This is a genomic window from Synechococcus sp. RSCCF101, from assembly GCF_008807075.1.
In the GTDB taxonomy this organism is placed as follows: Bacteria; Cyanobacteriota; Cyanobacteriia; order PCC-6307; family Cyanobiaceae; genus RSCCF101.
In genome coordinates this window covers 1,315,108-1,336,782 of record NZ_CP035632.1, presented here as the reverse complement: position 1 = coordinate 1,336,782, position 21,675 = coordinate 1,315,108, and the positions used below count along the sequence as shown (strand labels likewise).

Sequence of the window (21,675 nt, the reverse complement as noted above, 5' to 3'; positions counted from 1 at the left end):
GAAGACGAGTGCCAATCATCCTGGCAGGGATCGGCGGGAGACAGGTGCGGATCTCCCCATGCCCGCACGGCTGCGGTCGCGGGCGGCATAGGCATCCACGACCCGCTGCACAAGCGGGTGGCGCACCACATCGGCCGAGGTGAGCCGGCAGACGGCCACCCCGTCCACCCCGTCCAGCACCGAGGCCGCCTCCACCAGGCCGCTCGTCTGCCCCGGAGGCAGGTCCACCTGGGTCACGTCGCCGGTGACCACCATGCGCGAGCCCTCGCCGAGGCGGGTGAGCACCATGCGCATCTGGGCGGATGTGGTGTTCTGGGCTTCGTCCAGGATCACGAAGGCGTGGGAGAGAGTGCGCCCGCGCATGTAGGCCAGCGGGGCCACCTCGATCACCCCCTTCTCGAGCAGAGCGGTGGTTTTTTCGGCACCCATCAGGCTGTGGAGGGCGTCGTAGAGCGGCCGCAGGTAGGGATCCACCTTCTGCTGCAGGTCACCGGGCAGAAAGCCGAGCCGTTCCCCGGCCTCCACGGCGGGGCGTGTGAGGATCAGGCGCTCCACCGCCCGGTCGTTCAGCATCCGAACGGCCAGCACCGTGGCCAGGAAGGTTTTGCCCGTGCCGGCCGGACCCACGGCGAAGGTGAGGTCGTGCTCCTGCATCGCCTCCACGTAGGCCTTCTGGCGCAGGGTGCGGGGCCGGAGCAGGGTGCCGCGCTGGCTGCGGGCCAGCACCTGGCGGTTCATGCCGGCATGGTCATCACGGCGCCCGGTGTCCAGGGCGGTGAGGGCCGTGCGCAGGTCCACCTCCGTGACGTCCTGGCCCTCGCTCCAGAGGGGACGGACAAGCTCCACAACTGCAGCCGCCCGTTCGATCTGAGCCGGCCGGCCGTTGACCACGAGCTCCAGACCTCTCAGCACGCAGGAGGCGCCCGTCAGGGCCTGGATCTGGCGGAGATTGGCCTCGGCCGGCCCGGAGAGGGCCAGGGCGGCCTGGGGATCGTGCAGATCGAGGCTGAAGCGACCGGTGCTGGTGGCTTCAGCCATGGACGTCAGGAATCGGCGTCGCCATCGCTGCTGTCAGCCGCGGCGGCGGCTTCCGCTTCCTTGGCCGCGCTGGCTTTTTCAGCGGCAGCGGCTTTGGCCGCCTTGTCGCGCTCGGCCGCCTGCTTGGCCTTGCCGATGCGTTCGGCCGGCCGCACGGTCTTCTCCAGCAGACCGCCTTTCTCCAGCAGCGTGCGCACGGCGTCGGTGGGTTGGGCTCCCTGGTTCAGCCGCTCGCGCAGGGCCTCGGCATCGAGGCGGGTCTCCTTGGTGCGGGGGTTGTAGAAGCCGAGCTCCTGAAGAGGCCTGCCGTCGCGGCGTGAGGTGCTGTTGCAGGCGACGAGGCGGAAACTCGCCTCCCGTTTCTTGCCGAACCGCTTCAGGCGGAGCTTGATCATGACTGGGTTGGTGGGATGAGGATGCTGTTGGGAAGGTGAGTCGCCATGCCGATGAGGGCGGCACGCGAGCACTGGCCCTGCGGCACCCACTGGACGCTCTCAGATCGTCTCTGACTCAGGGACGAGCGGAGCCCTCATGGAACAAACGACGATCGTACCGTCCGGGTGGCCGCCGCGATCCGGAACGAAGGGGTCCCTCGCGGTGGCGGCGTTCACAGGTCGCCGAATCCCTTCTTCTTCTTGAACGGACGCTGCCGGCGGGGAGGAGCTCCCTTGCCGCCGCGGCCCATCGCCCCCATCGCCGGTGCACCGGGCATGCCGCCGCCCAGGCCGGGGAATCCTCCGCCCAGGCCGGGCATGCCGCCACCCATTCCAGGGAAACCACCGCCCATGCCCGGGAAGCCCCCACCGTTGGTCATCTGACGCATCATCCCGCGCATCTTCTGGAAGTCCTCCAGCACCTTGTCCACCTCGGCCGGGGTGTGGCCGCTGCCGGATGCGATCCGGCGGCGACGGGACGGCTGGGCGGCCAGAAGCTCGGGCTGGTTGCGCTCCACCACCGTCATCGAGCCGATCATCGCCTCGATGCGCCGGAGCTGCTGCTCGCCCTGTTCGAGCATGCCCGAGTCGATCTTGTTCATGCCCGGGATCATCTTCATCAGGCCGCCCAGGGATCCCATGCGCTTGATCAGACGCATCTGCTGCAGGAAGTCGTTGAAATCGAACGATGCTTCCTGCAGTTTTTTCTGCATCTTCTCCACGTCGGCGAGCTCCACCTCCTTCTGAGCCCGCTCCACCAGGGTCAGCACATCGCCCATGCCGAGGATGCGGCTCGCCATCCGCTCCGGATGGAACGGTTGCAGCGCCTCCACCTTCTCGCCGGTGCCGATGAACTTGATCGGCTGCCCGCTGATCTCGCGGATCGAGAGGGCTGCTCCCCCCCGTGAATCGCCATCCAGCTTGGTGAGCACGGCACCGGTGATGCCCACCTGGTCGTGAAAGGCGCGTGTGAGATCGGCGGCCTCCTGGCCGATCATCGAGTCCACAACCAGCAGCACTTCATCGGGCTGCACAGCGGTGCGGATCCGCACCATCTCCTGCATCATCCCCTCGTCGATCTGCAGGCGACCGGCCGTGTCCACCAGCACGGTGTCGAAGCCTTCAGCCCGGGCCCGGGCCAGGCCCGCCTCGGCGATCGCCTCCGGTCTGGCGTCGGGCCCGAGGCTGAACACCTCCACCCCGATCTGCTCACCGAGGGTGTGGAGCTGATCGATCGCCGCGGGGCGGTACACGTCGGCGGCCACCATCAGTGCCCTGCGCCCCTGGTCCTTGAGGTGGAGGCCGAGCTTGGCGGTGGCGGTGGTCTTGCCGGCCCCCTGCAGGCCCGCCATCAGCACCACCGTGGGCGGCGTTCCGGAGTGGGCCAGAGGCGCGTTGTCGCCACCCATCACCTCCACCAGCTGCTGATGCACCACCTGGATGAAGGTCTGGTCGGGACTGACGCCACGCACCACCTCGGTGCCCACCGCCTTCTGCCGCACCTCCTCCACGAAGCGCTTCACCACCGGCAGGCTGACATCCGCGTCCAGCAGCGCCCGGCGCACCTGCTTCAGCGCCCCCTCCACGTTGGTCTCGGTGATCCGGTCCTGCCCCCGCAGACCCTTGACGGCATCTTCAAAGCGTTGGGAGAGTTCGTCGAACATCAGCGGTCAACCGGGCGGAGCCCGCACCTGCAGCGGCTCCCATGGCCCGTGATGCTAGGAGCGGGCTGGATCGGATCTGCCCGACGCCGGCTTCAGCGGCCGCTGATGTACTCGTGCAGCCGCCACCGCTGGCCGTCCCGGCCGAGGATGTACGTGACTCTGAGATCGGTCGGCGCCGTCTCCTCGATCAGGCGCCCATCGGCGCCGAGCACCCGGTCCTGATAGCGAACGGTTGCGGACACCTCGATGCGTCCCGGTGCGCGGCTGCTCACCTCCAAGCCGCTGATCGCCGCCTCAATCTCCTGGCTCCGGCCGACGCTTTCGTCCTCCCTGCGCTCCTTCAGCACCCGCTGCTGCAGCGCCGGCCTGGCCACCTCGGCGAGAACCGAGCCGTTCTCCCGGCCGCTGAGCACAGCGGCCTTGGCATCGAGCCAACCACCGAGAAGCTCCTGTAACTGGTCGGTGGACGGGGCATCGTCGGTGAGTGGTGGCCGGGGGGCGCTCGATGGGGCTGGAGCCTCAGCGGTGGATGGCGGTTCTGTGGTGTCGTCGCTTTCCTCGCCGTCGTCCGCCGGGGGGGCCGTGGCGGTGGCGCCGGCTGCCGGTGTGGTGGCTTCCGGTCCGGTAGAGGTGGCTGCCCCGTTCGCATCGGCACTCTGCGGCTGCTCTTCCGGCGCGGTCTCGTTGCCGACTGCTGGTTTCTGGCCATCGGCCGGCAGGAGTGCCGGCCGGGGGCGGCTGGCCCACCAGGTGATGGCGGCCAGGGCGGCCAGCAGCCCCAGCAGCACGGCAAGAGCCGGCTTCGGCTGCAGCAGATCACGGTTCCGCAGGCGCTGCAGCCACGCTGCCCGCCACGGTGGGGTCAGGGGGCTGGTCGGTGCCGGGGACTCTGCAGGGGCTTCAGAGTCATCGCTCGACGCCTCATCGCTGGGGCCGGCAGCCAGGGAATCCGAGCCCGGCCAGTCCGTTTCGATCGGCGCGAAGCCCGTTGCCGGGGCGGGCGCCGGATCGCGCGACTCGATGTAGGCCTGCACATCCCGGTCGCTGAACCAGGCCTCGAGATCCGCCACCACCTCGATGTCCCGGTAGCCGGCCAGCACCTCCCGGTTCAGCCACTCGCAGCAGTATTCACAGAGCACCGCGAGGGGGTCATCCGCCTTCTGGCTGATCCAGTCCTGAATCGCCGGTGTGCTGCAGAGGCCGAAGCTGGCCTCGGCGCTCTCCACATCCCCGAGCAGCAGCTCCAGGCAGGCCAGCACGGGTTCCAGCCCCTCCGCGGCCGTGGCCCGCAGGCGGCCATGGGCTGAGCTGAGCCGATCGGGTTTGCGCTGGGCGTAGCCGCTGGCGATCAGGGTATAGCTGCCCAGAAACGCCGCCGTCGAGGACCCGTTCTGCTCCCAGCTCAGGAACAGGTCCAGCTGCTCCTGCACGGTGAGGTAGCAGCGGATCTGCTTGAAGAACGCCTGAAAGACGTCCTGATCCATGCCCGCCGCGTCCCGGCTGCCCTCCAGGCCGCCCCGCCGCTGCACCAGATCGCGCAGCAGCGCCAGGCCCTCCTGCCGTTCGCTGCGGTTGGACAGATCGCGGCTGACCAGATCGAGCACCCGGAAGGGCAGCAGCTCCTCGAGCTGCGCATCGATCTGACGCCGCTGCTGCGGCCACTGGCCCGTGCGCTGGAGCAGCTGGCTACCGCGACGGAGCAGGTGGGCCGAGGCCTCGAAGCGCCGTGCCTCCTGTTCCTCCTTCGCCGCGGCCCGGCAGGACAGTGCCGCCAGCAGGCCGAGGTCGCTCTCCCGGGTGCTGCCGAGAGCGGGAGCCCGCGGCGGCTGCAGCGCCCGGCTGGCCGCTTCGAACGCCTCGGCATCCAGACCGGCCTCATGCAGGAGCAGCAGTCCACCGAGATCCAGCGACGAGGCGATCTCCAGCCCGGCCACACCATCGGGATGCCGGTCCTGGAGGCTGGTCAGTTCGGATTCATAGGTCAGTCGCTGCTCCGGATCGGCCAGGCGCTCGGCGCTGCCCCGCAGCAGGGCGGCGCGCATGTCGAGGATCTCGTCGCTGAAGTCGCCGGCCGGGCTCTGGTCGAGGCGCCGTTCCAGGGCCCGCAGCACCGTCTCCGGGTCGGCCGATGGCGCCACACCCAGAAGGCGGAAATGATCGATCGGGAGCTCCAATCCACGCCGGCGATGGCGGGACTTTACGCATGGTGGCCCCGTCCGGCAGAGCCTTTGCGAACAGGCCCCGACAGGCGGCAACCCCTAAAGTCACGCCACATGCGCGTTCCTGATATGGCCCAGGAGGTCGCCGGTCATCCCCCCGGATCCGCCCTCGAGGCAACCAGCAGTGCATCGGCCGTGGGTGCCCATGCCGAACGACTCGATGGTCTGGCGGTGAGCAGTCGCGCCTCCATCGATCGCGACCAGGGGCTGATGCTCTTCCGCGACATGACCCTGGGGCGCCGCTTCGAGGACAAGTGCGCCGAGATGTACTACCGGGGCAAGATGTTCGGCTTCGTGCATCTCTACAACGGTCAGGAAGCCGTCAGCACCGGCGTGATCAAGGCGATGCGCAGCCAGCACGACTGGTTCTGCAGCACCTATCGCGACCACGTGCATGCCCTGAGCGCCGGTGTGCCGGCCCGTGAAGTGATGAGTGAGCTCTTCGGCAAGGCGACCGGCTGCAGCAAGGGCCGCGGCGGCTCGATGCACCTGTTCTCACACGAGCACCACCTGCTCGGTGGCTATGCCTTCATCGGCGAGGGCATTCCGGTGGCCCTCGGTGCGGCCTTCACCAGCCGCTACCGCCGCGACGCCCTCGGCGAAGCCGACAGCGATGCCGTCACGGCGGCCTTCTTCGGCGATGGCACCTGCAACAACGGTCAGTTCTATGAGTGCCTGAACATGGCGGCGCTCTGGAAACTGCCCATCGTGTTCGTGGTGGAAAACAACAAGTGGGCCATCGGCATGGCGCACGACCGGGCCACCAGCGATCCGGAGATCTGGCGCAAGGCTGCCCCCTTCGGCCTCGCCGGTGAGGAGGTTGATGGGATGGATGTCCTCGCCGTGCGTGCCGCCGCCGAACGGGCGGTGGAGCGTGCCCGGGCCGGTGAAGGACCCACGCTGCTGGAATGTCTTACCTACCGCTTCCGCGGCCATTCACTGGCCGACCCCGACGAACTCCGCCGTGAGGAGGAGAAGCAGTTCTGGGCCCGGCGCGATCCCATCCAGGCACTCGAGCGGGATCTCACCAGCCAGGGCCTGGTCGCGGCCGGGGAGCTGCGGGCGATCGAGAAGGAGATCGATGCCGAGATCACCGATGCGGTGAGTTTCGCGCTGGCGGCGGATGAGCCTCCGGCCGAGGAACTCACCCGTTACATCTGGGCTGACTGAGTTCGTCGCGGGGGGCAGGTGAACCTGATCCTCTCGCGACGCATCGTCACTCCCGCCTGGGGAGTAATCCCCGGGTTTCAGAGGATCACCGAGCAGCGGCGGGTCAGGTTGCGCAACTTCCGCAGCGATTTGAGCTCCACCTGACGCACCCGCTCCCGTGAGACCTCCAGCAGCCGGCCGATTTCGGCCAGGGTGTGACGCTCCTGGCCGTCGAGGCCGAAGCGGAGCCGCAGCACCTGCTGCTCCTGATCGCTCAGGTGGGAGAGCCAGCGCCCGAGCTGCTCCTGATGCATGCCCCGTTCGACCTGCTCGAGGGGTTCCTCCTGCCGGCTGTCGGCGATCAGGTCGCCGAGGAAGCTGCGGCCCTCGTCGCCGTTGACCGGCGCGTCGAGGCTGCTGGTGGTGAGTGCCTGACGCAGCAGCGCGTCGAGTTCGTCGAGGGGAATGTTCATGGCCTCGGCGATCTCCGTCCTGCTGGGCAGGGCTCCGAGCTTGTGGGCCAGATCGAGACTCACCTTGCGCACGGTGGTGAGTCGTTCGCTGAGATGCACCGGAAGCCGGATCGTGCGGCTCTGACAGGCGATGGCCCGGGTCATGCTCTGGCGAATCCACCAGAAGGCGTAGGTGGAGAACTTGTAGCCGCGCGTGGGATCGAATTTCTCCACGGCGCGCTCCAGACCGAGAGACCCCTCCTGAATCAGATCGAGCAGCTCCAGCCCCTTGCCCTGGTATTTCTTCGCCACGCTCACGACCAGCCTCAGGTTGGCCTGGATCATGCGCTGCTTGGAGCGCCGGCCGATCCGAACCAGCTTGCGGTCGTGCTGGCTGAGGGACTCCTCGGTGTTCTCCTCCAGCAGACGCATCATCGTCTGCACCTGATTGCCCAGTTCAATCTCCTCAGCGGCCGTGAGCAGGGGCACCCGGCCGATGCTCGAGAGGTACCAGCTGACGGGGTCCGATCCCCGACGTCTGAGAGCCTCGCTGTTGCGTGTCGCGCTGACGGTCATGGGCACAGCGAAGGTGGAGGTTGACTGTGCTACGCCGACAGAGAAGCAGCGAGTGTTTTCAAGAACCTTTCAGAATTGAGAAAGGAAAAGCACACATAGTTCATCTAAAATTGCGTCTTGAGACCCATGCGAATCAGTGTTTCGGCCGGGTCTGACGGGCCAGTGCGCCGGCCACGGCCGAGGCCGTCGTCTCACCGGCTGCCGCGGCGCAGTGGCGTCCCGCTTCGGCATGGCTCAGGGCCGCCCAGGCCAGGTGGGCGGCATCGGCGGTCTCCATCTGCGCGCCGATGCCGGCGCTGAAGCCCGCCAGCACGTCTCCGAGTCCCGCCCGGGCCACGGCGCCGGAGGCGTGGCGCAGCTGCCAGCGGCGCCCATCGGGGGCGGCCACCACGCTCCGGGCCCCCTTGAGCAGGATTGCGGCACCGCTGCTCCCGGCGGCGGTGGCCGCCGCCTCCAGGGGCTCGGCGCCCCTCAGCTCCGGAAACAGCCGCCCGAATTCGGCCGGATGGGGAGTCAGCCATGTTGGGCCGTGCCGGCCGGACAGCCAGGCCGCTGCCTCGCCTCGGGCGGCCAGCCGGTTGAGGCCATCGGCATCCAGCACGAGCAGCTGCGGCCAGCGGCGCAGCGCCTGCCAGATGCCCTCGCTCGCGGCTGCGCCGGCGGCCGGAGCCGGGCCGATCCCAGGACCGATCAGCAGGGCATCCAGTCGCCCGGCCCAGGCCCCTGCGTCATCCAGCAGGGGCAGAAGCGGCTCCAGCTGGAGACTTCCATCCGCCGCACCGCTGAGGGCGATCTCGGGCACCACCTCCGGCATCCCGAGCCAGAGGCTCTCGCAGAGAGCTCGGGGCAGGCAGGCTCTGAGGCTGCCGCAGCCGCTGGCCAGGGCTCCGCGCAGGGCGAGGGCGGCCGCTCCCCGGTAGCGCTCGCTGCCGGCGATCACCATCAGCCGGCCCCGCTCGTATTTGGAGGCCGCGGCGGGCGGGTGGGGCCCGGGCCCAGCGCCGATGTCCTCGCCGCTCAGCGCCAGCGGCGTGTCGGCCGGCAGGGAGGCCAGCAGCCTGGCCGGCAGCCCGAGATCGATCCGCTCCAGCCGGCCCACCCAGGCCAGCGCCGGATCCTGGATCAGGCCCCGCTTGCAGAGCCCGATGGTCAGGGTGAGCGCGGCGCGGCAGGCGGAATCGCCGAGGGGCGTGCCCCTGTCGGAGCAGAGCCCGGAGGGCACATCCAGCGCCACGACGCGCCCCGGACGGCAGCGGTGCCGCCGCGCGAACAGCTCCTGCAGGGCTTCGGGGAGTGGGCGCTGCTGGCCCACCCCGAACAGGGCGTCGACCCAGAGGGCGGGATCGGCGGGATCGGGGGGCTGCTTCAGCTGCGGCAGGCCGAGCCAGCTGGCATGGCGCCAGTGGTCCTCGCAGAGGGGTTTGCGCCGTTGGAAGGGGGCCCAGATCCGCGTTGCGATTCCCGCCTGCGCCAGCTCCCGTGCCACCACCAGGCCGTCCCCGCCGTTGTGGCCCGGTCCGGCCAGCACCAGCACCCCCCGGCCGAAATCCACGCCATTGCCGGCCGCCGGTTCACGCCCGAGGGCGAGAAGGGTGCGAACCATGGCCAGGGCCGCCTTCTCCATCAGGGCGGCCACCGGCAGGCCCGTCTCGAACAGCTGCGCCTCCAGCTCCTGCATCTGCCTGCCGCTGACGAGCAGGTGGGCGGCATCCCGCTCCGGCCAGGCCGCCGGCGACCCGCCCCGGTCTCGCGGGCCGGCAGTCGCGTCGCGCTCCATCCGAGCCAGGCAGAGGGCCAGCATGATGGTGTCATGGCTCTGACGCCCGCCACCGGCACGACCCCGGCCTTCGCCACCACTCCGGCGCCCGCCGAGGTGGTCGAGGCGCTGCGCCGCTGGCCGGGCTCGCATCGGGTGGCGGTCGGTCTCTCCGGCGGAGTGGACAGCTCCCTCACGGCGGCGCTCCTGGTGGAGGCCGGCTGGCAGGCGGAGGGAGTGACGCTCTGGTTGATGCAGGGCAAGGGGGCCTGCTGCTCCGACGGCCTTGTGGATGCGGCCGCCATCTGCGACCAGCTGGGGATGCCGCACCACGTCGTCGATGCCCGCGAGCGCTTTCAGGCCCAGATCGTCGACACCCTGATCGAGGGCTACGGCTCCGGCCTCACCCCGCTCCCCTGCTCGCGCTGCAACCGGGAGGTGAAGGTGGGACCGATGCTGCACTGGGCTTTGGAGGAGCGGCAGCTGCCCGTCGTCGCCACGGGGCACTACGCCCGCGTCAGGCCGAGGCTCCATCCCGAGAACGGCACCGATCGTCATCAGCTGCGGCGCGGCCTCGATCGCGGCAAGGATCAGAGCTATTTCCTCTACGACCTGCCCCAGGAGGTCCTCGGCCGGCTGGTCTGCCCCCTGGGAGATCTGCGCAAACAGCAGACCCGTGAGGAGGCCCGGCGCCATGAGCTGCGCACGGCCGCCAAGCCGGAAAGCCAGGACCTCTGCCTGGTGGAACGGCACGGTTCGATGCGTGCCTTCATCGATGCCCACCTGCCGCCCCGGCAGGGGGAGATCACCCTGGCCGACGGCACGGTTCTGGGTCAGCACGACGGCATCGCCCACTTCACCATCGGGCAGCGGCGCGGGCTCGGCATCGCCTGGCATGAGCCGCTGCATGTGGTCCGCCTGGACGCGGCGATGAACCGGGTGGTGGTGGCGCCCCGCTCGCAGGCCGCCAGGGATGCCTGCTCGGTCGGTGCGGTCAACTGGGTCTCGATCCCGCCACTGGATCGGCCGCGCGAACTGATGGTGCAGGTGCGTTACCGCAGTGAGCCCCAGCCGGCACTGCTCACTCCGGTGCCCGCGCTCGAGCTGGATCGGGCCAGCGGTCGCCCCCATCGGGTGGCGATTCGCTTCCGGGAGCCCCAGTTCTCCCTCACCCCAGGCCAGGCGGCGGTGTTCTACGAGGGTGATCTGCTGCTGGGAGGCGGACTGATCGATCGGGACGCCACCCTCAGCCCCGAGGCCACCAGCAGGGCCAGCAGCGGCCACGAGCCCCAGCGCGCGTAGAGCGTTCTGTCGTTCCGGGGCTGCAGCTCCACCGGCAGCAGGCCGGGACGGCCGCCGGTGAGCAGGGCCTCGATCGCTCCGTCCGGCCCAAGTGAGGCGGTGGGGCCGGTGTTGGCCGCCAGCAGCACGGGACGCCGGGTCTCGATCGCCCGCAGCCGCGCCAGGGCGAGGAACTGCTGCTGCAGCATCACCGGGTAGGGATCGAGATTCGCGATCGCCAGCAGCCAGCCGGCCCCCCGGCGCACAGCGGCGGCCAGGCTCTCGCCGTCGCTGATCTCGTAACAGATGGCCAGGCCGAGATCGGCTCCGGGGCGCCTCATCAGCCGCGAGGGGGCGCCGGGCTCCACACCGCCCACAGCGGACAGGCCCGTCCAGCTCCACCAGCGGGCCAGGGGGACCCATTCCCCGAGCAGCACCAGGCGGTGTTTGTCCAGCGCCGATCCCGGGCGCGCTCGACCATCCTCAAAACGCAGCAGGCTGCTCCGCAGTCCGGTGGCGGTGCGTCGGAATCCACCGCTGAGCAGCTCGCCGTCCCAGGGTTCGGGCCGCAGGGCCCCCGCGCTCAGCATCCCCTCGGGCGCCACCACCCCGGCCAGACCCATCGCCCGGGCCGCGGCCTGGGCCGCTTCCAGGCCGCGCCGCATCCGCCGGATCTGGCCGGGATCGAACTTCTCCCGTGTCGGCACCGCCGGCTGGTAGGCCAGCAGGGCCACGGAGGCCTGATCGGGCTCGGGCCTGAACGTCTGCGCCGGCGGCGGGGTCGCGCCCACCAGTGCCCAAGCCCCCAGCCCGTGAAGCGCGAGCACGACTGCCGCAAGACTCAGGCCCCGCCGGGCCGCTGTTGTCCACGGTTCCAGTCTTGGCCGGCCGCTCCGCACCGGCCAGCAGCGATGCAGCCCCCAGCCCAGCATCAGCTGGACGGTGGCCAGACCCCCCGCCCCGATCCCGCTCGCCAGCCCCGCCAGGGCCGGATCGCCGGGCAGGACGACGGAGCCCAGGCCGAGCCAGAACAGGGGCAGCCGGGCCAGCACCACTTCCGCCAGACCCCAGAGGCAGGCCAGCAGCAGGGCCCGGTCCGCCGTGATCGGAGTGAGGCGCCCCGCCAGGGCGGCCCAGGCCCCCACCAGCAGCGCGGCCAGTGCCGCGCAGAACAGCCAGAGCATCACCACCAGCGGCAGGCTGATGGGCAGGGGAATCCCCAGCCAGTCGAGCGGGTGCAGGGCCAGGAGCCAGCGGTGGCTCACCAGCACCGCGGTTCCTCCCCAGAGCGCGCCGGCCAGGGCGGGCCGGGGCGCCGCGGCGCACAGCCGCCAGAGCACGGCCAGGCAGGGCCAGAGCAGCCAGGGCCACCCCTGCGGCGGCAGCGCCAGGCCGGCGAGCAGACCGGCGATGGCAGCCCGGATCGGCATCGATGCAGCCACTCCGTCATCGCCGCCGACCCTAGGGAGGGGTCAATGTGGGGGCAGGTCATCGCCACCGATGGAGCAAGCCAATCCCCTTCAGCAACTTCTCCTGCGCGGGCTGGGCACCACCACCCTGGTGGCTGACCGGCTGCGGGAGGTGACCCAGGCCTGGGTCGTGAGCGGCCGTCTGGACCCTGTCCAGGCCTCCGCCCTGGTGGATGACGTGATGAAGGCCCTGCGCGGTCAGGACCCGGAACTCGAGCAGCAGGCGGGTCGGTCGCTTGAGCGCAATGTCGATCATTTCCTCCAGGACCTGGGCCTGGCCCGGCAGCGCGAGGTGGACGAGCTGCGGGGGAGGATCGACCGGCTGGAACGCCAGGCGCGCGAGCAGCGGCGGGAGCCACGCGATGCGCCAGCTGCCGGACCGGAGAGCACAGCCGACTGAGGGCCGGGCGCCGCTGGCAGAATCCGGGCACCGAATTCCGCCCGACCGGCCTTCATGCGCGACATCCTGATCAGCACCGCCGTCTGCGTGGCCTGCCTCGCCCTGGCCCTGGTCAGCCAGCTCGTGTCGCCTTCGGTGGTCCAGGCCGATCAGGCCGCTGAGGCTGTGGTGGCCGCCCCCCTTCGCAGCCCGCCGCGGCCGCGGTTCCGGCAGTGTCCCTGGCGGGCGCTCCGATGGAGCTGGATCCCGACGATCCCAACCCCCGCCTGTTCATCATGGCCTCAGCCGATGCATTGGGTGGACCGATGGACGCCGCCAAGGAACGCATGACAGCCAGTGGCCTGCGGATCACGGACCTGGAGACCGGCAGCGGTGCGGAAGCCGTTCGCGGCGCCACCGTCTCGGTCAACTACCGCGGCACCCTGGAGAACGGCCGTGAGTTCGACAGCAGCTACGGGCGCGGCCCCTTCCGCTTCCCCCTCGGTGCCGGTCGCGTGATCAAGGGCTGGGACGAAGGCGTGGCCGGTATGAAGGTCGGAGGCAAGCGCCGTCTGGTGATTCCCCCGGATCTGGCCTACGGGGAACGGGGTGCTGGCCGCGTCATCCCGCCGAACGCCACCCTGATCTTCGAGGTGGAACTGCTTGAGGTCCAGCCCTGAACGCGTCCCGGCCGTGTTGGCCACGCGGGTAGGGTTTCAGAAGGATTTGCTTCTCCCCCGCTGATGTTGCGTTCGGCACTCTCCGCCATCCTTCGCCGTCGTCCCGCCGCTCCGGTGCAGGCCCACTGCGATGGCCCCTGCGGCGTGTATGACCCGGCCTCGGCCCGCGTGGCCGCCGAAGCCGTGCTCTCGATGACCAAGAAGCTCCTGGCCATGACCCCGCCGGACGGGGCCGATGCCGCAGCCTGGGCCACCTACAACAACACCTTCTCCCGTTTCGTGGCGGTGAAGGAGGAGCAGGCCCAGCTCACGAAGAAGGAGCTCCTGATCCTCTGGACCGACTACTTCAAGCCCGAGCACCTCGCCACCTTCCCCGACCTGCACGACACCTTCTGGAAGGCCGCCAAACTCTGCAGTGCCTGCAAGGTCAGCATCGATCAGGCCAAGGCCGAGGAGCTGATGAAAGCCGTGGAGGCCATCCACACCATGTTCTGGACCAGCAAGGGTCGTTCCGACGCCTGGGTCACCGCCAGCTGAGGCCCTCCTGAACCCCATGCCCGGCTCCGGCACCCCTCCCCGCGCCGGAACCGGGCATCTGCTTTCTGTTCTGATCGGGCGGCGCGATCAGTGCCGTGTGGAGGGGGATTCCATGCTGCCGGCCCTTGCCGACGGCGATCGGGTGATCGTCAGGCGTTGGTCACCGGTCCCGAGCTCAGAGCGGCGCGATCTGGAGCCGCTGGTGGGCGCAATCGTGGTGCTGCAGCATCCGCTCGAGCCCGGCACCCGTCTGGTGAAACGGGTGCGGTCCGTATGCGGGGCGGCGCTGGATGTGCGCGGTGACAATGCAAGCGCCAGCCGGGACAGCCGCCAGTTCGGGCTGGTGTCCGCGGCTGCGCTGCAGGGAGTGGTGGAGGCGGTGCTTCCCCGGCGGGCGCTCCGGGCCGGGCGCCCGCCGGGGAGCTGACGCTGGTCAGTGGCCCTCGCCGGAGCCGTTGGCCTCGGCGTGATCCCGCAGCAGGCCCTCAAGCTCGTTCAGGCTGCCGGAGACAGCCGTTCGGGCCCGCTCAAAATCGCCATCGGCACGCTCCAGCAGCCGGCCGGCGACCCGATCGAGCAGGTCCTCGCGGATCTCCTGCACCATCGCCAGCAGCTCGTTGTCCACCAGCTCCCGCAGGGCCCGGGCCCTCAGGGGATCGGCGTTCACGGTGGCGTAGGTGCCCTCCACCAGCTCCTGCACGAAGAGGTGGTGCACCTCCGGGCTGCGAAGGAAGCTCTCGGTGGCATTGATCATGCCGTCCACCAGGGTCTGATCCGGCTCTCCCGGTGCCGTGGCATCCCCCTCCACCCGTGCGCTGTCGCGGCTGAGCTTGAACTCCCAGTCGAGGTGGCGCCGCTGCCAGCCCGGGGCGTTCAGGGTCGGCAGGACCTGCTCGGAGAAGGTCTCCACGGAGATTTCATAGATCCGCTCCGCCAGACGCTCGCACCAGTGGCGTCCATGGCTGGAGAGGTTGCGCTGCATGACGGCCCGGCGCACGGCGTGGCCGCCGTGGTGGCTGTGACAGACCCCATTGGGACATTCGATGGCAGTGAGGGCCATGGACGGGGTTGTGTCTCGCTGGCCCCGGCTTAGCCGCGTCCGGATGGTGCCGGAACACCCGTTAGGAAAAGTGCCGATCCGATACGAAATGATGAAGCAGGCGTCGGGCCCGCTCCGCCGGCTGCGCACGATGAGCGGGGATGGTGTGCCTGCTGTGGCCGTCTGGCAGCGATGGATCGACCGCTTCACCGGTCAGTGGGCCATGCATCTGGAGCGCCCGATCGATCGGAAGGACCTGCATCGCGACCGCATCGCCTCGTCGCTGCCGTCCTTCGGGTTCTTCGTGCTGCTGGTGACCTCGGCCATGCTCGCCAGCTTCGGGCTGCTGGCCGACAGCGCGGCTGTGGTGATCGGGGCAATGATCGTCGCCCCGCTGATGAATCCGATCCTCAGCATGGCCTTCGCCATCGTCATCGGCGATGGACGGCTGGTGAAGCGCTCGCTGGTGACCCTGGTGCTCGGGGTGGTGGTGGTGGTGATCACCGCGATGCTGATCGCCCTGCTGCTGCCGGTGTCCATCGTGGGCTCGGAGATCCTGGCCCGCGCCACACCCAACCTCATTGATCTGGGGATCGCCGTTGCCGCCGGCGTGGCCGGGGCCTTCTCCCTCACGCGCGCCCGCATCGCCAATTCCATCGCCGGTGTGGCCATCGCCGTGGCCCTGGTGCCACCCCTGTGCGTGACCGGAATCGGCCTGCTGCTCGGTCCCGAGGTGGGGGCGAGCTTCGGTCAGGACGTGGTCAGCGGCCTCAATCTCGATGTCTCCCAGGGGGCCTTTCTTCTCTTCCTGGCCAACCTGATCGGCATCACCGTTGCCGGTTCGCTCACCTTCCTCAGCCAGTCCTACGGGAGCTGGCGCCGGTCCTGGCAGCCGCTGATGGCCTGGCTGGCGCTGATGGCCGTGATCAGCGGGCCGCTCAGCTTCGCCCTGCAGGAGTTCATCCTGGCCAAGCGGATCGACATCGAACTCTCCCGCATCGCCGCTGAGGACGCCGCCACCTGGCGGCAGGTGCAGGTGCGCTACATCAACATCGATGTGGCGGGTCGCGCCGCCAGCCTCGATCTGGTGCTCAATGCCCCCGAGGGACTGCTCAGCGATGCCGTGCTCGCCCGCACCAATGAAGCGCTGTTCCGCTCGCTGCTGCGCTTCGGGATCCGGGATCTGGATCTGCACCTGCGCATCGTGCCGGTCCGGGTGAAGGACTTCCGCGACAGCCTCTCGGAGCCCGGGAATTCTTGAGGTTTGATTGCAGCTGCGGGTCATCCCTCAGCGGCTGGTCAGGGTGAATCGAGTGGTGGCTCCGCCAGAGCGGGGTGCACCCTCCCAGATCGCATCCAACCTCTGCCATGGCCTACCTGCCGCCCTGGTCTCCACCGCTTGCCGCTGTGGAACTGCCGGTGCAACCCGCCCTTCTGCCCCAGACGATCAATCTCATCTCCGCCCTGCTGATCCTGCTGGTGGGCTGGATCGTGGCCGGGCTGGCCCAGCGCCTGGTGCGCAGCCTGCTGCGGCGCACCCGCGTCGACGAGATGATCACCTCCGCGGTGGTGCCGACCGACGGCAAGGGGGAACCCCTCTTCCGGCTCGACCGCACCCTGGCGGCCCTCACCTTCTGGGTGATCCTGATCCTGGCCGTGGTCGCCGCCCTCAACCGGCTGGACCTCACGGCGGCGTCGGAACCGCTCAACGCGTTCCTCAATCAGATCTTCGGCTTCCTGCCCCAGCTCGGTGCCGCCGCGGTGCTCGCGGCCGCCGGCTGGATCGTGGCCAGCCTGGCGCGCACGGTCGTGCTGCGGGTGACCCGCCAGTTCCAGCTCGACGACAAGCTGTTCGAGTCCGACGCGGCCGACGCCACCCCTGGGCTGGTGGTGAGCGAGACCCTGGCCAACGTTCTCTACTGGCTGGTTCTGCTCTTCTTCCTGCCGCTGGTGCTCAATGCCCTGAATCTCGGCAGCCAGCTGCAGCCCCTGCTCAACCTCGTCAACGACTTCATGGCCGCGCTGCCGCGCATCGCCAAGGCCGTGGCGATCGGCGCGGTGGGCTGGTTCATCGCCCGCACCGTGCGGCTGCTGGTGAGCAACCTGCTCAGCGCCACCGGTGTGGACAAGGTGGGCCAGGAGTTCGGCCTCGATCCCGCCCAGCCCGGCCAGTCGGTCTCGGCGCTCAGCGGCACCGTGGTGTTCGTTCTGATCCTGATCCCGGCCGCCACCGCCGCTCTGGATGCCCTGGAGATGCCCGCCATCGCCGGCCCGGCCGTGGCGATGCTGGAGCGCACCCTCAATGCCCTGCCCCAGATCTTCACCGCCGCTGTGATCCTCGGAGCGGGTGTGGTGATCGGCCGCTTCATCGGCCAGCTGGTCACGCGTCTGCTCAGCGGCATCGGCTTCGATCGCGTGGTGCAGTGGCTCGGTGTCGTCGAGGCTGCCGATGCCGCGGCGGCGGCCCCAGCCGCAGCGGAGAACGGTTCTGCCGCCACCAGCCGCCGGACCCCCTCGGAGATCATCGGGGTGCTGGCCCTCGGTGCGGTGGTGCTCTTCGCCGCGGTCGCCGCGTCGAACGTGCTGGATCTGCCGGCGCTGACGGAGATCATCAGCGGCCTTCTGCTGCTGTTCGGCCAGATCCTCTCCGGTCTGCTGGTGTTTGCGGTGGGCCTCTATCTGGCCAACCTCGCCGCCCAGCTGATCCGGAGCTCCGGCACCCATCAGGCCCAGCTGCTGGCCCAGATCGCCCGCGTGGCCATCCTGACCTTCAGCGGCGCGATGGCGCTGCAGCAGATCGGTGTGGCTACCACCATCGTCACCCTCGCCTTCGGGCTCACCCTGGGTTCGATCGCCGTGGCTGCGGCGGTGGCCTTCGGTCTCGGCGGCCGCGAGGTGGCCGGCGAGCAGCTGCGGGCCTGGCTGAAGGGGACCGGGCAGAGCTGAAGGGCCGTGGGTGGATCGTTCAGATGACCGGTCCGCCCGAGCCGGGGAGCCCCTCCCGGCAGGCCGGAGCCGCTTCGGCCGGCAGCAGGTCCAGCTCCGCTCCAGCGCCGGCCCGCAGCTCCAGCTGCAGGAAGCACCAGCTCCCCTTCTCGCGCCGGGCGTCGATCCGCAGCCTGCCGGAGGCCCGGCTTCCCTCCACCGGCAGAGTCAGACGAGCCATGCCGGCGTCGCCGTTGCGGCGCACCTGGCCGGTGAACCACCAGCCCCTGCGGACCGGCTCTCCCAGCTGCCGCACGGCCTGAGGGTTCTCGCGCAGGGCCTCCAGGGCCTGTCTGGACGGTCCGCTGGTCTGCACCAAATGGACCACCAGCAGCAGGATTCCGCCGGTCAGCGCAACCCCGGCCAGGATCAGGCCGGCCACCAGGACCAGCACCGTGCGCAGGGTTCCCATGGGGCGCCGGATCAGGGCGTCTAGTGTGGGCTCCGATGAGGGGAGCTGCCGCGGCAGGGAGACCAGCTTCCGCATCATCAGCTGTTCAATCTGTTGGGTATGAAGAACGGCTTCTTCGATCACTCTCTGGACCAAGGTGCGGTCAAACGCCGCATCCGGGCGCTCGAACAGGGACGGGTGGGCTTCTACAGCGTCGGCCTCTACCCCGGCTCGCTGGCCTACAACTGCGCCATGCAGACCGATGGCTCGCGCCTGGTGCTGGCACCCCGGCCCGGGCGCACGCTGCTGGGGGCGTTCGGCGGGCAGGCGATCGAGGGGATGGACCCCGATCACGTGGCCACGATGGAGCGGATGGCCACCCACGACGAGGACGGGGTGCGCGTGCTCAACACGCTGGAGCATCTGATCGCCACCTGCGAGATGGTGATCCTCAGCGCCAACAGCAATCACATCGAGGAGGATCTCCGTCTCGCCTGTGAGCTGCGCCGCGACATGGACCGTGAGCAGGTGCTGCTGGCCTGCCTCGCCGGCTCGTTCAGTCACGATTTCATCAACAACGAGTCCTACGTGCTGTGCGAGAAGGAGCCCAACCTGGGCTTCTTCTCCGGCTTTCACCGTCACGGTGCCCTGCGCAACCCGGTCGACAGCTTCACGGCGAACTTCTGCCATCCCAATGCACTGACCGCTCTGTTCGGTGCCCGGATGCTGGACAAGCTCTCGCCCAACATCCAGGTTTCACCGGGAATTCACAACGTCGAGGCTCAGTACATCAAGGCGGCGAAGAACATGTCGTCGATCTTCGCCGGCTTCGGCTACACGTTCCATCGCGACAACCCCGGGGTGCTGCCGACGCTGCTCACCCTGCTGCTGGATCAGTGCATGGACCAGGCCGCCAGCGTGTCGATGATGCGCCGCGACCGGCAGCGTCTCTACAACCGCCAGCCGATTGCGCTCACCGAACTGGGCTACGGCGTCCAGCGCATTGAAGCGGCCCTCAGCCGGGGCGGTGACATGGAGAAGGTCCGGGACCACACCTTCGCCCAGCTCACGGCCATGGTGGCTGATCTGCGCGGCAGCATGATGATGCCCGTCACAGGAAGCCCGACCCGCAACTTCCAGGCCGGTCAGATCCTGGCCGAACGCATGCGGGAGCTGCAGCGCTGCCCCCAGGGGATCGAGGAGCTGGAGAACTGGTGCGAGAGCGCCGGACTCAGCAAGGGAGGCCTGGAGGGTCTCAAGGCTCTGCGCTACTGGCCCCAGATCGTGCGCAAGTACCAGATCCAGGTTCACGACGCCTCGATGATCAATCTCCTCTACATGTCGTTCTACGGCAGGCCGTCCACCAAGGACGTGGCGTTCTCGGTGATGACGGAAAGCCGCGAGCTCAGCAATTACTGCCAGGAATCGGTGCGCCCGTCACACGGAAGGAAATATGCGGAAGCCCTCCAGAATCTCGAGCTTCCAGGAGCTCTGGAGCTTGTGGCCAACGTGGTGATTGCTGATGTGGCCCGCAATGCGATTGAGAATGAGAGCTTCCTTGAAGACAGCGACCTGGTTTCGGATCCCCCCGCCTACATCCAGGCCATGAATGTGATCGAAAATGTCTGGTGAGCGCTCCTGCCTCCGGCCTGCGAGCGCAGCTCCTGATGTGCCAGTTGGTTCGAACCGGGCCAGTCGCGAGCCATCACTCCTTCTGAATCACTGCCGTTTCTCGAGCGATCTGCAGCGCCCCGAGCTCCTTTCGCCTGAGCGATGCGCCACTCCGCTGCGGCGCTCGATCCGGATCGAGGCGGCTTTCGAGAGGGATCCTCCCTCCAGGTACGACACGCTCAGGCGGTTGTCGGTGAAGACCGCCTGTGCCGGCCGGCTCTCCCCATCGGGAAGGCGGTGCAGCGTGGCCACCGAACGCTCCGGGTCGGCCTGGATCAGGATCAGCTCCTCGGGCGGCTCCGCGTCGGGGAAGCGGCACTGCAGCACCAGAGCCTGAGACTGGGCCCGGGCCGGGCCCGTGATCGCGGGGAGCAGCAGAAGCGCCAGGCCGATGGGCGCTGGCAGGCGGAGGGGAGGGGCCATCGGAGCGGCGAACCTCGGTCCATCATCCCCGCGTCTGGGCGACCCGGTTCCAGGGCATGGCGGCCAGCAGGCGGGCCATGCCGCAGAACCCGCTGATGCCGGCGGCGATCAGCCCGGCGCCCACGAAACCCGAGAGCCAGACCCAGCCGGGTGCCACCAGCTGACTGAGCAGAACACCGGCCAGCACCAGGCTCCCGGCCGCGATCTGCACCTGCCGCATCAGGGGCAGGGGCGCTCCCTTCCGCCGGCGCAGGGGCTGCCCGGCCCGGATCCAGGCCTCCAGCCCCCCCTCCAGCTGCATCAACGTGGCGGGCTCGTTCCCGGACCTGCCGAGCAGGGCCATCAGACCCTGATGGCTGCGGCGGCCGCTCTGGCAGACCAGCACGATCGGCCCGCCCGGCAGCGCCTCGTCGGTCAGGCGGCCCAGGGGTCGGTTGTGGCTGCCGGCGATATGCCCGGCGATGAACTCCACCGGTTCCCGCACATCCACGATCGTCACCTCGCCGGCGGCGTGCCGCTCGGCCAGCTCAGCCGGGCTGATGCTCCGCTCGCCCGGCCCGGCTGCTGCAGAGGAGGTGGCGGGGTTCGCGTTCGAGGTGGAGAGTGACATGGTCGGCAAGACGTGGCGGTGATCGGCAGGGGCTGAGGCCGGGGCTTAGGGGAGCGGAACGGCCGGTGGGCCGTGCTCCGGGCGGGGCCGGCCGGAACGGAGGTTGGCCGGCAGGGCTTCCGCGATGCGGCCGGGCGGGGGGAGCTGCAGCTGCTGCATGGCCTCGATGAAGGCCTCCTCACTCGCCTGATGACCCAGGCGGGCATTGAGGGTGATCTCCTCGGCCACGCTGGTGACCGTTCGGCCCTGGTAGTCGTGGGCGGGGTAGAGCCGGCAGTGAGGAGGCAGGGAGAAGATCTGCTCGTGGATCGAGGCGAACAGCCGGCGGGGGTCTCCCTGCTGGAAGTCGCAGCGGCCGCAGCCCCGGATCAGCAGGGCATCGCCGGTGAAAGCCATGCTCCGGTCGTCCAGCACGAAGGTCAGGCAGCCGTCCGTGTGGCCCGGGGTGGCCCGCACCTCCAGCCAGCGGGGACCGAAGACCACACGATCGCCGTGCCGAAGGCTCCGGGTCACGTTCGCGGCTCCCGCAGCCGCCGCCAGGCCGATGCCGCAGCCGGTGGCCTGGTGCATCAGCCAGCTGCCGGTCACGTGATCGGCGTGGGCGTGGGTGTCGAGGCAGATCAGCAACCTGAGCCCCAGCTCGTCGATCAGGCCGAGATCACGCTGGTGCCGCTCGTCCACCGGATCGATCAGCACCGCCTCGCCAGTGTCCACATCGGCCAGCAGATGGGTGTAGGTGCCACTGGCGGCATCGAACAATTGCCGGAACAGCAGATCGGCACCACCGGCGGCGTCCCGCAGGTTCACTGCCGCCGCCGGTGGAGATGGGTGCCGGGAAGAGGCGTGCAACGACCCAGGAGGAAGTGCCTATGAGCTTACACGCATAAGCGGGGCGACCTGCTGGGTGTGGCGCGCGCGTGAT

20 protein-coding genes and 1 pseudogene are annotated in these 21,675 nt (G+C 69.4%); 9 read left to right on the top strand and 12 right to left on the bottom strand.

The genetic code is table 11. From position 1 onward, the window contains the following. Positions 1 to 15 precede the first annotated feature (15 nt). The 4 genes from EVJ50_RS06460 to EVJ50_RS06445 all read right to left on the bottom strand — a co-directional run bounded on the left by EVJ50_RS06460 (position 16) and on the right by EVJ50_RS06445 (position 5,310). Positions 16 to 1,038, bottom strand: coding sequence for a PhoH family protein (locus EVJ50_RS06460; RefSeq protein ID WP_150883040.1), 1,023 nt, complete (start codon positions 1,036 to 1,038; stop codon positions 16 to 18). A 5-nt stretch (positions 1,039 to 1,043) separates the two neighbouring features. Next, entirely contained in the window at positions 1,044 to 1,433 is a 390-nt protein-coding gene (gene rpsP / locus EVJ50_RS06455) for a 30S ribosomal protein S16 (protein WP_150883039.1), read from the bottom strand. A gap of 212 nt (positions 1,434 to 1,645) precedes the next feature. Then, entirely contained in the window at positions 1,646 to 3,136 is a 1,491-nt protein-coding gene (gene ffh / locus EVJ50_RS06450; RefSeq protein ID WP_150883038.1) for a signal recognition particle protein, read from the bottom strand. A gap of 92 nt (positions 3,137 to 3,228) precedes the next feature. After that, on the bottom strand, positions 3,229 to 5,310 hold the full coding sequence (locus EVJ50_RS06445) for an ARC6/PARC6 family protein (protein WP_150883037.1): 2,082 nt from the start codon (positions 5,308 to 5,310) through the stop codon (positions 3,229 to 3,231). Between the two features lie 114 nt (positions 5,311 to 5,424). Between EVJ50_RS06445 and pdhA the strand changes: the two genes are divergently transcribed. Further along, the gene (gene pdhA, locus EVJ50_RS06440; RefSeq protein WP_150884904.1) at positions 5,425 to 6,525 is read left to right on the top strand and encodes a pyruvate dehydrogenase (acetyl-transferring) E1 component subunit alpha; all 1,101 of its coding nucleotides are present in this window, start codon (positions 5,425 to 5,427) and stop codon (positions 6,523 to 6,525) included. Positions 6,526 to 6,602: 77 nt separating this feature from the next. Here the strand turns inward: pdhA and EVJ50_RS06435 are convergent, their stop codons facing one another. Beyond that, positions 6,603 to 7,532: an RNA polymerase sigma factor, RpoD/SigA family gene (locus EVJ50_RS06435; protein WP_150883036.1), complete on the bottom strand. Its 930-nt coding sequence runs from the start codon at positions 7,530 to 7,532 to the stop codon at positions 6,603 to 6,605. Positions 7,533 to 7,665: 133 nt separating this feature from the next. Next, the gene (locus tag EVJ50_RS06430) at positions 7,666 to 9,333 is read right to left on the bottom strand and encodes an NAD(P)H-hydrate dehydratase (protein ID WP_225323122.1); all 1,668 of its coding nucleotides are present in this window, start codon (positions 9,331 to 9,333) and stop codon (positions 7,666 to 7,668) included. A 9-nt stretch (positions 9,334 to 9,342) separates the two neighbouring features. Here EVJ50_RS06430 and mnmA point away from each other — a divergent pair, with 9 nt between their 5' ends. Further along, positions 9,343 to 10,590: a tRNA 2-thiouridine(34) synthase MnmA gene (gene mnmA, locus EVJ50_RS06425; RefSeq protein WP_225323121.1), complete on the top strand. Its 1,248-nt coding sequence runs from the start codon at positions 9,343 to 9,345 to the stop codon at positions 10,588 to 10,590. Here mnmA and EVJ50_RS06420 read toward each other — a convergent pair. After that, positions 10,482 to 11,999: an apolipoprotein N-acyltransferase gene (locus EVJ50_RS06420; protein WP_150883033.1), complete on the bottom strand. Its 1,518-nt coding sequence runs from the start codon at positions 11,997 to 11,999 to the stop codon at positions 10,482 to 10,484. The genes mnmA and EVJ50_RS06420 overlap by 109 nt on opposite strands. A gap of 70 nt (positions 12,000 to 12,069) precedes the next feature. Between EVJ50_RS06420 and EVJ50_RS06415 the strand changes: the two genes are divergently transcribed. The 4 genes and pseudogenes from EVJ50_RS06415 (at position 12,070) to sodX (ending at position 14,061) form a co-directional block, all read left to right on the top strand. Further along, the gene (locus EVJ50_RS06415; protein ID WP_150883032.1) at positions 12,070 to 12,438 is read left to right on the top strand and encodes a phasin family protein; all 369 of its coding nucleotides are present in this window, start codon (positions 12,070 to 12,072) and stop codon (positions 12,436 to 12,438) included. Between the two features lie 54 nt (positions 12,439 to 12,492). Next, positions 12,493 to 13,097: pseudogene (locus EVJ50_RS06410) on the top strand (FKBP-type peptidyl-prolyl cis-trans isomerase). Positions 13,098 to 13,160: 63 nt separating this feature from the next. After that, complete coding sequence (gene sodN, locus EVJ50_RS06405; RefSeq protein ID WP_150883030.1) at positions 13,161 to 13,634, top strand: superoxide dismutase, Ni; 474 nt, start codon at positions 13,161 to 13,163, stop codon at positions 13,632 to 13,634. Between the two features lie 16 nt (positions 13,635 to 13,650). Beyond that, positions 13,651 to 14,061 (top strand): nickel-type superoxide dismutase maturation protease, encoded by a 411-nt coding sequence (sodX, locus tag EVJ50_RS06400; protein WP_150883029.1) that lies wholly within the window; start codon positions 13,651 to 13,653, stop codon positions 14,059 to 14,061. 6 nt (positions 14,062 to 14,067) lie between these two features. Here the strand turns inward: sodX and EVJ50_RS06395 are convergent, their stop codons facing one another. Beyond that, positions 14,068 to 14,694 carry an EF-1 guanine nucleotide exchange domain-containing protein gene (locus EVJ50_RS06395; protein WP_150883028.1) on the bottom strand — a complete coding sequence of 209 codons (627 nt, stop codon included), beginning with the start codon at positions 14,692 to 14,694 and terminating at the stop codon, positions 14,068 to 14,070. Positions 14,695 to 14,824: 130 nt separating this feature from the next. On the opposite strand from EVJ50_RS06395, the gene EVJ50_RS06390 reads away from it, so the two are divergent. Together EVJ50_RS06390 and EVJ50_RS06385 are read left to right on the top strand one after the other, a co-directional pair. Next, positions 14,825 to 15,934 carry a DUF389 domain-containing protein gene (locus tag EVJ50_RS06390; RefSeq protein WP_150883027.1) on the top strand — a complete coding sequence of 370 codons (1,110 nt, stop codon included), beginning with the start codon at positions 14,825 to 14,827 and terminating at the stop codon, positions 15,932 to 15,934. Between the two features lie 107 nt (positions 15,935 to 16,041). Beyond that, a complete protein-coding gene (locus EVJ50_RS06385) occupies positions 16,042 to 17,619 on the top strand; it encodes a mechanosensitive ion channel (RefSeq protein WP_150883026.1) in 1,578 nt (525 codons plus the stop codon). Positions 17,620 to 17,638: 19 nt separating this feature from the next. Here the strand turns inward: EVJ50_RS06385 and EVJ50_RS06380 are convergent, their stop codons facing one another. Next, complete coding sequence (locus tag EVJ50_RS06380) at positions 17,639 to 18,070, bottom strand: cytochrome c oxidase assembly factor Coa1 family protein (protein ID WP_191964892.1); 432 nt, start codon at positions 18,068 to 18,070, stop codon at positions 17,639 to 17,641. Positions 18,071 to 18,169: 99 nt separating this feature from the next. Here EVJ50_RS06380 and EVJ50_RS06375 point away from each other — a divergent pair, with 99 nt between their 5' ends. Beyond that, entirely contained in the window at positions 18,170 to 19,681 is a 1,512-nt protein-coding gene (locus EVJ50_RS06375) for a hypothetical protein (protein ID WP_150883024.1), read from the top strand. Positions 19,682 to 19,768: 87 nt separating this feature from the next. On the opposite strand, the gene EVJ50_RS06370 is transcribed toward EVJ50_RS06375, so the two are convergent. From EVJ50_RS06370 to EVJ50_RS14560, 3 genes are read right to left on the bottom strand one after another with little or no spacing between them, the layout of a single operon-like run. Further along, complete coding sequence (locus tag EVJ50_RS06370; protein WP_150883023.1) at positions 19,769 to 20,143, bottom strand: hypothetical protein; 375 nt, start codon at positions 20,141 to 20,143, stop codon at positions 19,769 to 19,771. A 22-nt stretch (positions 20,144 to 20,165) separates the two neighbouring features. Beyond that, positions 20,166 to 20,753, bottom strand: a complete 588-nt coding sequence (locus tag EVJ50_RS14565) for a rhodanese-like domain-containing protein (RefSeq protein WP_191964891.1) — start codon at positions 20,751 to 20,753, stop codon at positions 20,166 to 20,168. 45 nt (positions 20,754 to 20,798) lie between these two features. Continuing rightward, positions 20,799 to 21,560: an MBL fold metallo-hydrolase gene (locus EVJ50_RS14560; RefSeq protein ID WP_191964890.1), complete on the bottom strand. Its 762-nt coding sequence runs from the start codon at positions 21,558 to 21,560 to the stop codon at positions 20,799 to 20,801. Positions 21,561 to 21,675 lie beyond the last annotated feature (115 nt).

Coding starts and splice junctions, on each gene's coding strand:
- EVJ50_RS06460 (WP_150883040.1), bottom strand. CDS start 1,038: ATGGCTGAAGCCACCAGCACCGGTCGCTTCAGCCTCGATCTGCACGAT.
- rpsP (WP_150883039.1), bottom strand. CDS start 1,433: ATGATCAAGCTCCGCCTGAAGCGGTTCGGCAAGAAACGGGAGGCGAGT.
- ffh (WP_150883038.1), bottom strand. CDS start 3,136: ATGTTCGACGAACTCTCCCAACGCTTTGAAGATGCCGTCAAGGGTCTG.
- pdhA (WP_150884904.1), top strand. CDS start 5,425: ATGGCCCAGGAGGTCGCCGGTCATCCCCCCGGATCCGCCCTCGAGGCA.
- EVJ50_RS06435 (WP_150883036.1), bottom strand. CDS start 7,532: ATGACCGTCAGCGCGACACGCAACAGCGAGGCTCTCAGACGTCGGGGA.
- EVJ50_RS06430 (WP_225323122.1), bottom strand. CDS start 9,333: ATGCTGGCCCTCTGCCTGGCTCGGATGGAGCGCGACGCGACTGCCGGC.
- mnmA (WP_225323121.1), top strand. CDS start 9,343: ATGGCTCTGACGCCCGCCACCGGCACGACCCCGGCCTTCGCCACCACT.
- EVJ50_RS06420 (WP_150883033.1), bottom strand. CDS start 11,999: ATGCCGATCCGGGCTGCCATCGCCGGTCTGCTCGCCGGCCTGGCGCTG.
- EVJ50_RS06415 (WP_150883032.1), top strand. CDS start 12,070: ATGGAGCAAGCCAATCCCCTTCAGCAACTTCTCCTGCGCGGGCTGGGC.
- sodN (WP_150883030.1), top strand. CDS start 13,161: ATGTTGCGTTCGGCACTCTCCGCCATCCTTCGCCGTCGTCCCGCCGCT.
- sodX (WP_150883029.1), top strand. CDS start 13,651: ATGCCCGGCTCCGGCACCCCTCCCCGCGCCGGAACCGGGCATCTGCTT.
- EVJ50_RS06395 (WP_150883028.1), bottom strand. CDS start 14,694: ATGGCCCTCACTGCCATCGAATGTCCCAATGGGGTCTGTCACAGCCAC.
- EVJ50_RS06390 (WP_150883027.1), top strand. CDS start 14,825: ATGAGCGGGGATGGTGTGCCTGCTGTGGCCGTCTGGCAGCGATGGATC.
- EVJ50_RS06385 (WP_150883026.1), top strand. CDS start 16,042: ATGGCCTACCTGCCGCCCTGGTCTCCACCGCTTGCCGCTGTGGAACTG.
- EVJ50_RS06380 (WP_191964892.1), bottom strand. CDS start 18,070: ATGGGAACCCTGCGCACGGTGCTGGTCCTGGTGGCCGGCCTGATCCTG.
- EVJ50_RS06375 (WP_150883024.1), top strand. CDS start 18,170: ATGAAGAACGGCTTCTTCGATCACTCTCTGGACCAAGGTGCGGTCAAA.
- EVJ50_RS06370 (WP_150883023.1), bottom strand. CDS start 20,143: ATGGCCCCTCCCCTCCGCCTGCCAGCGCCCATCGGCCTGGCGCTTCTG.
- EVJ50_RS14565 (WP_191964891.1), bottom strand. CDS start 20,753: ATGTCACTCTCCACCTCGAACGCGAACCCCGCCACCTCCTCTGCAGCA.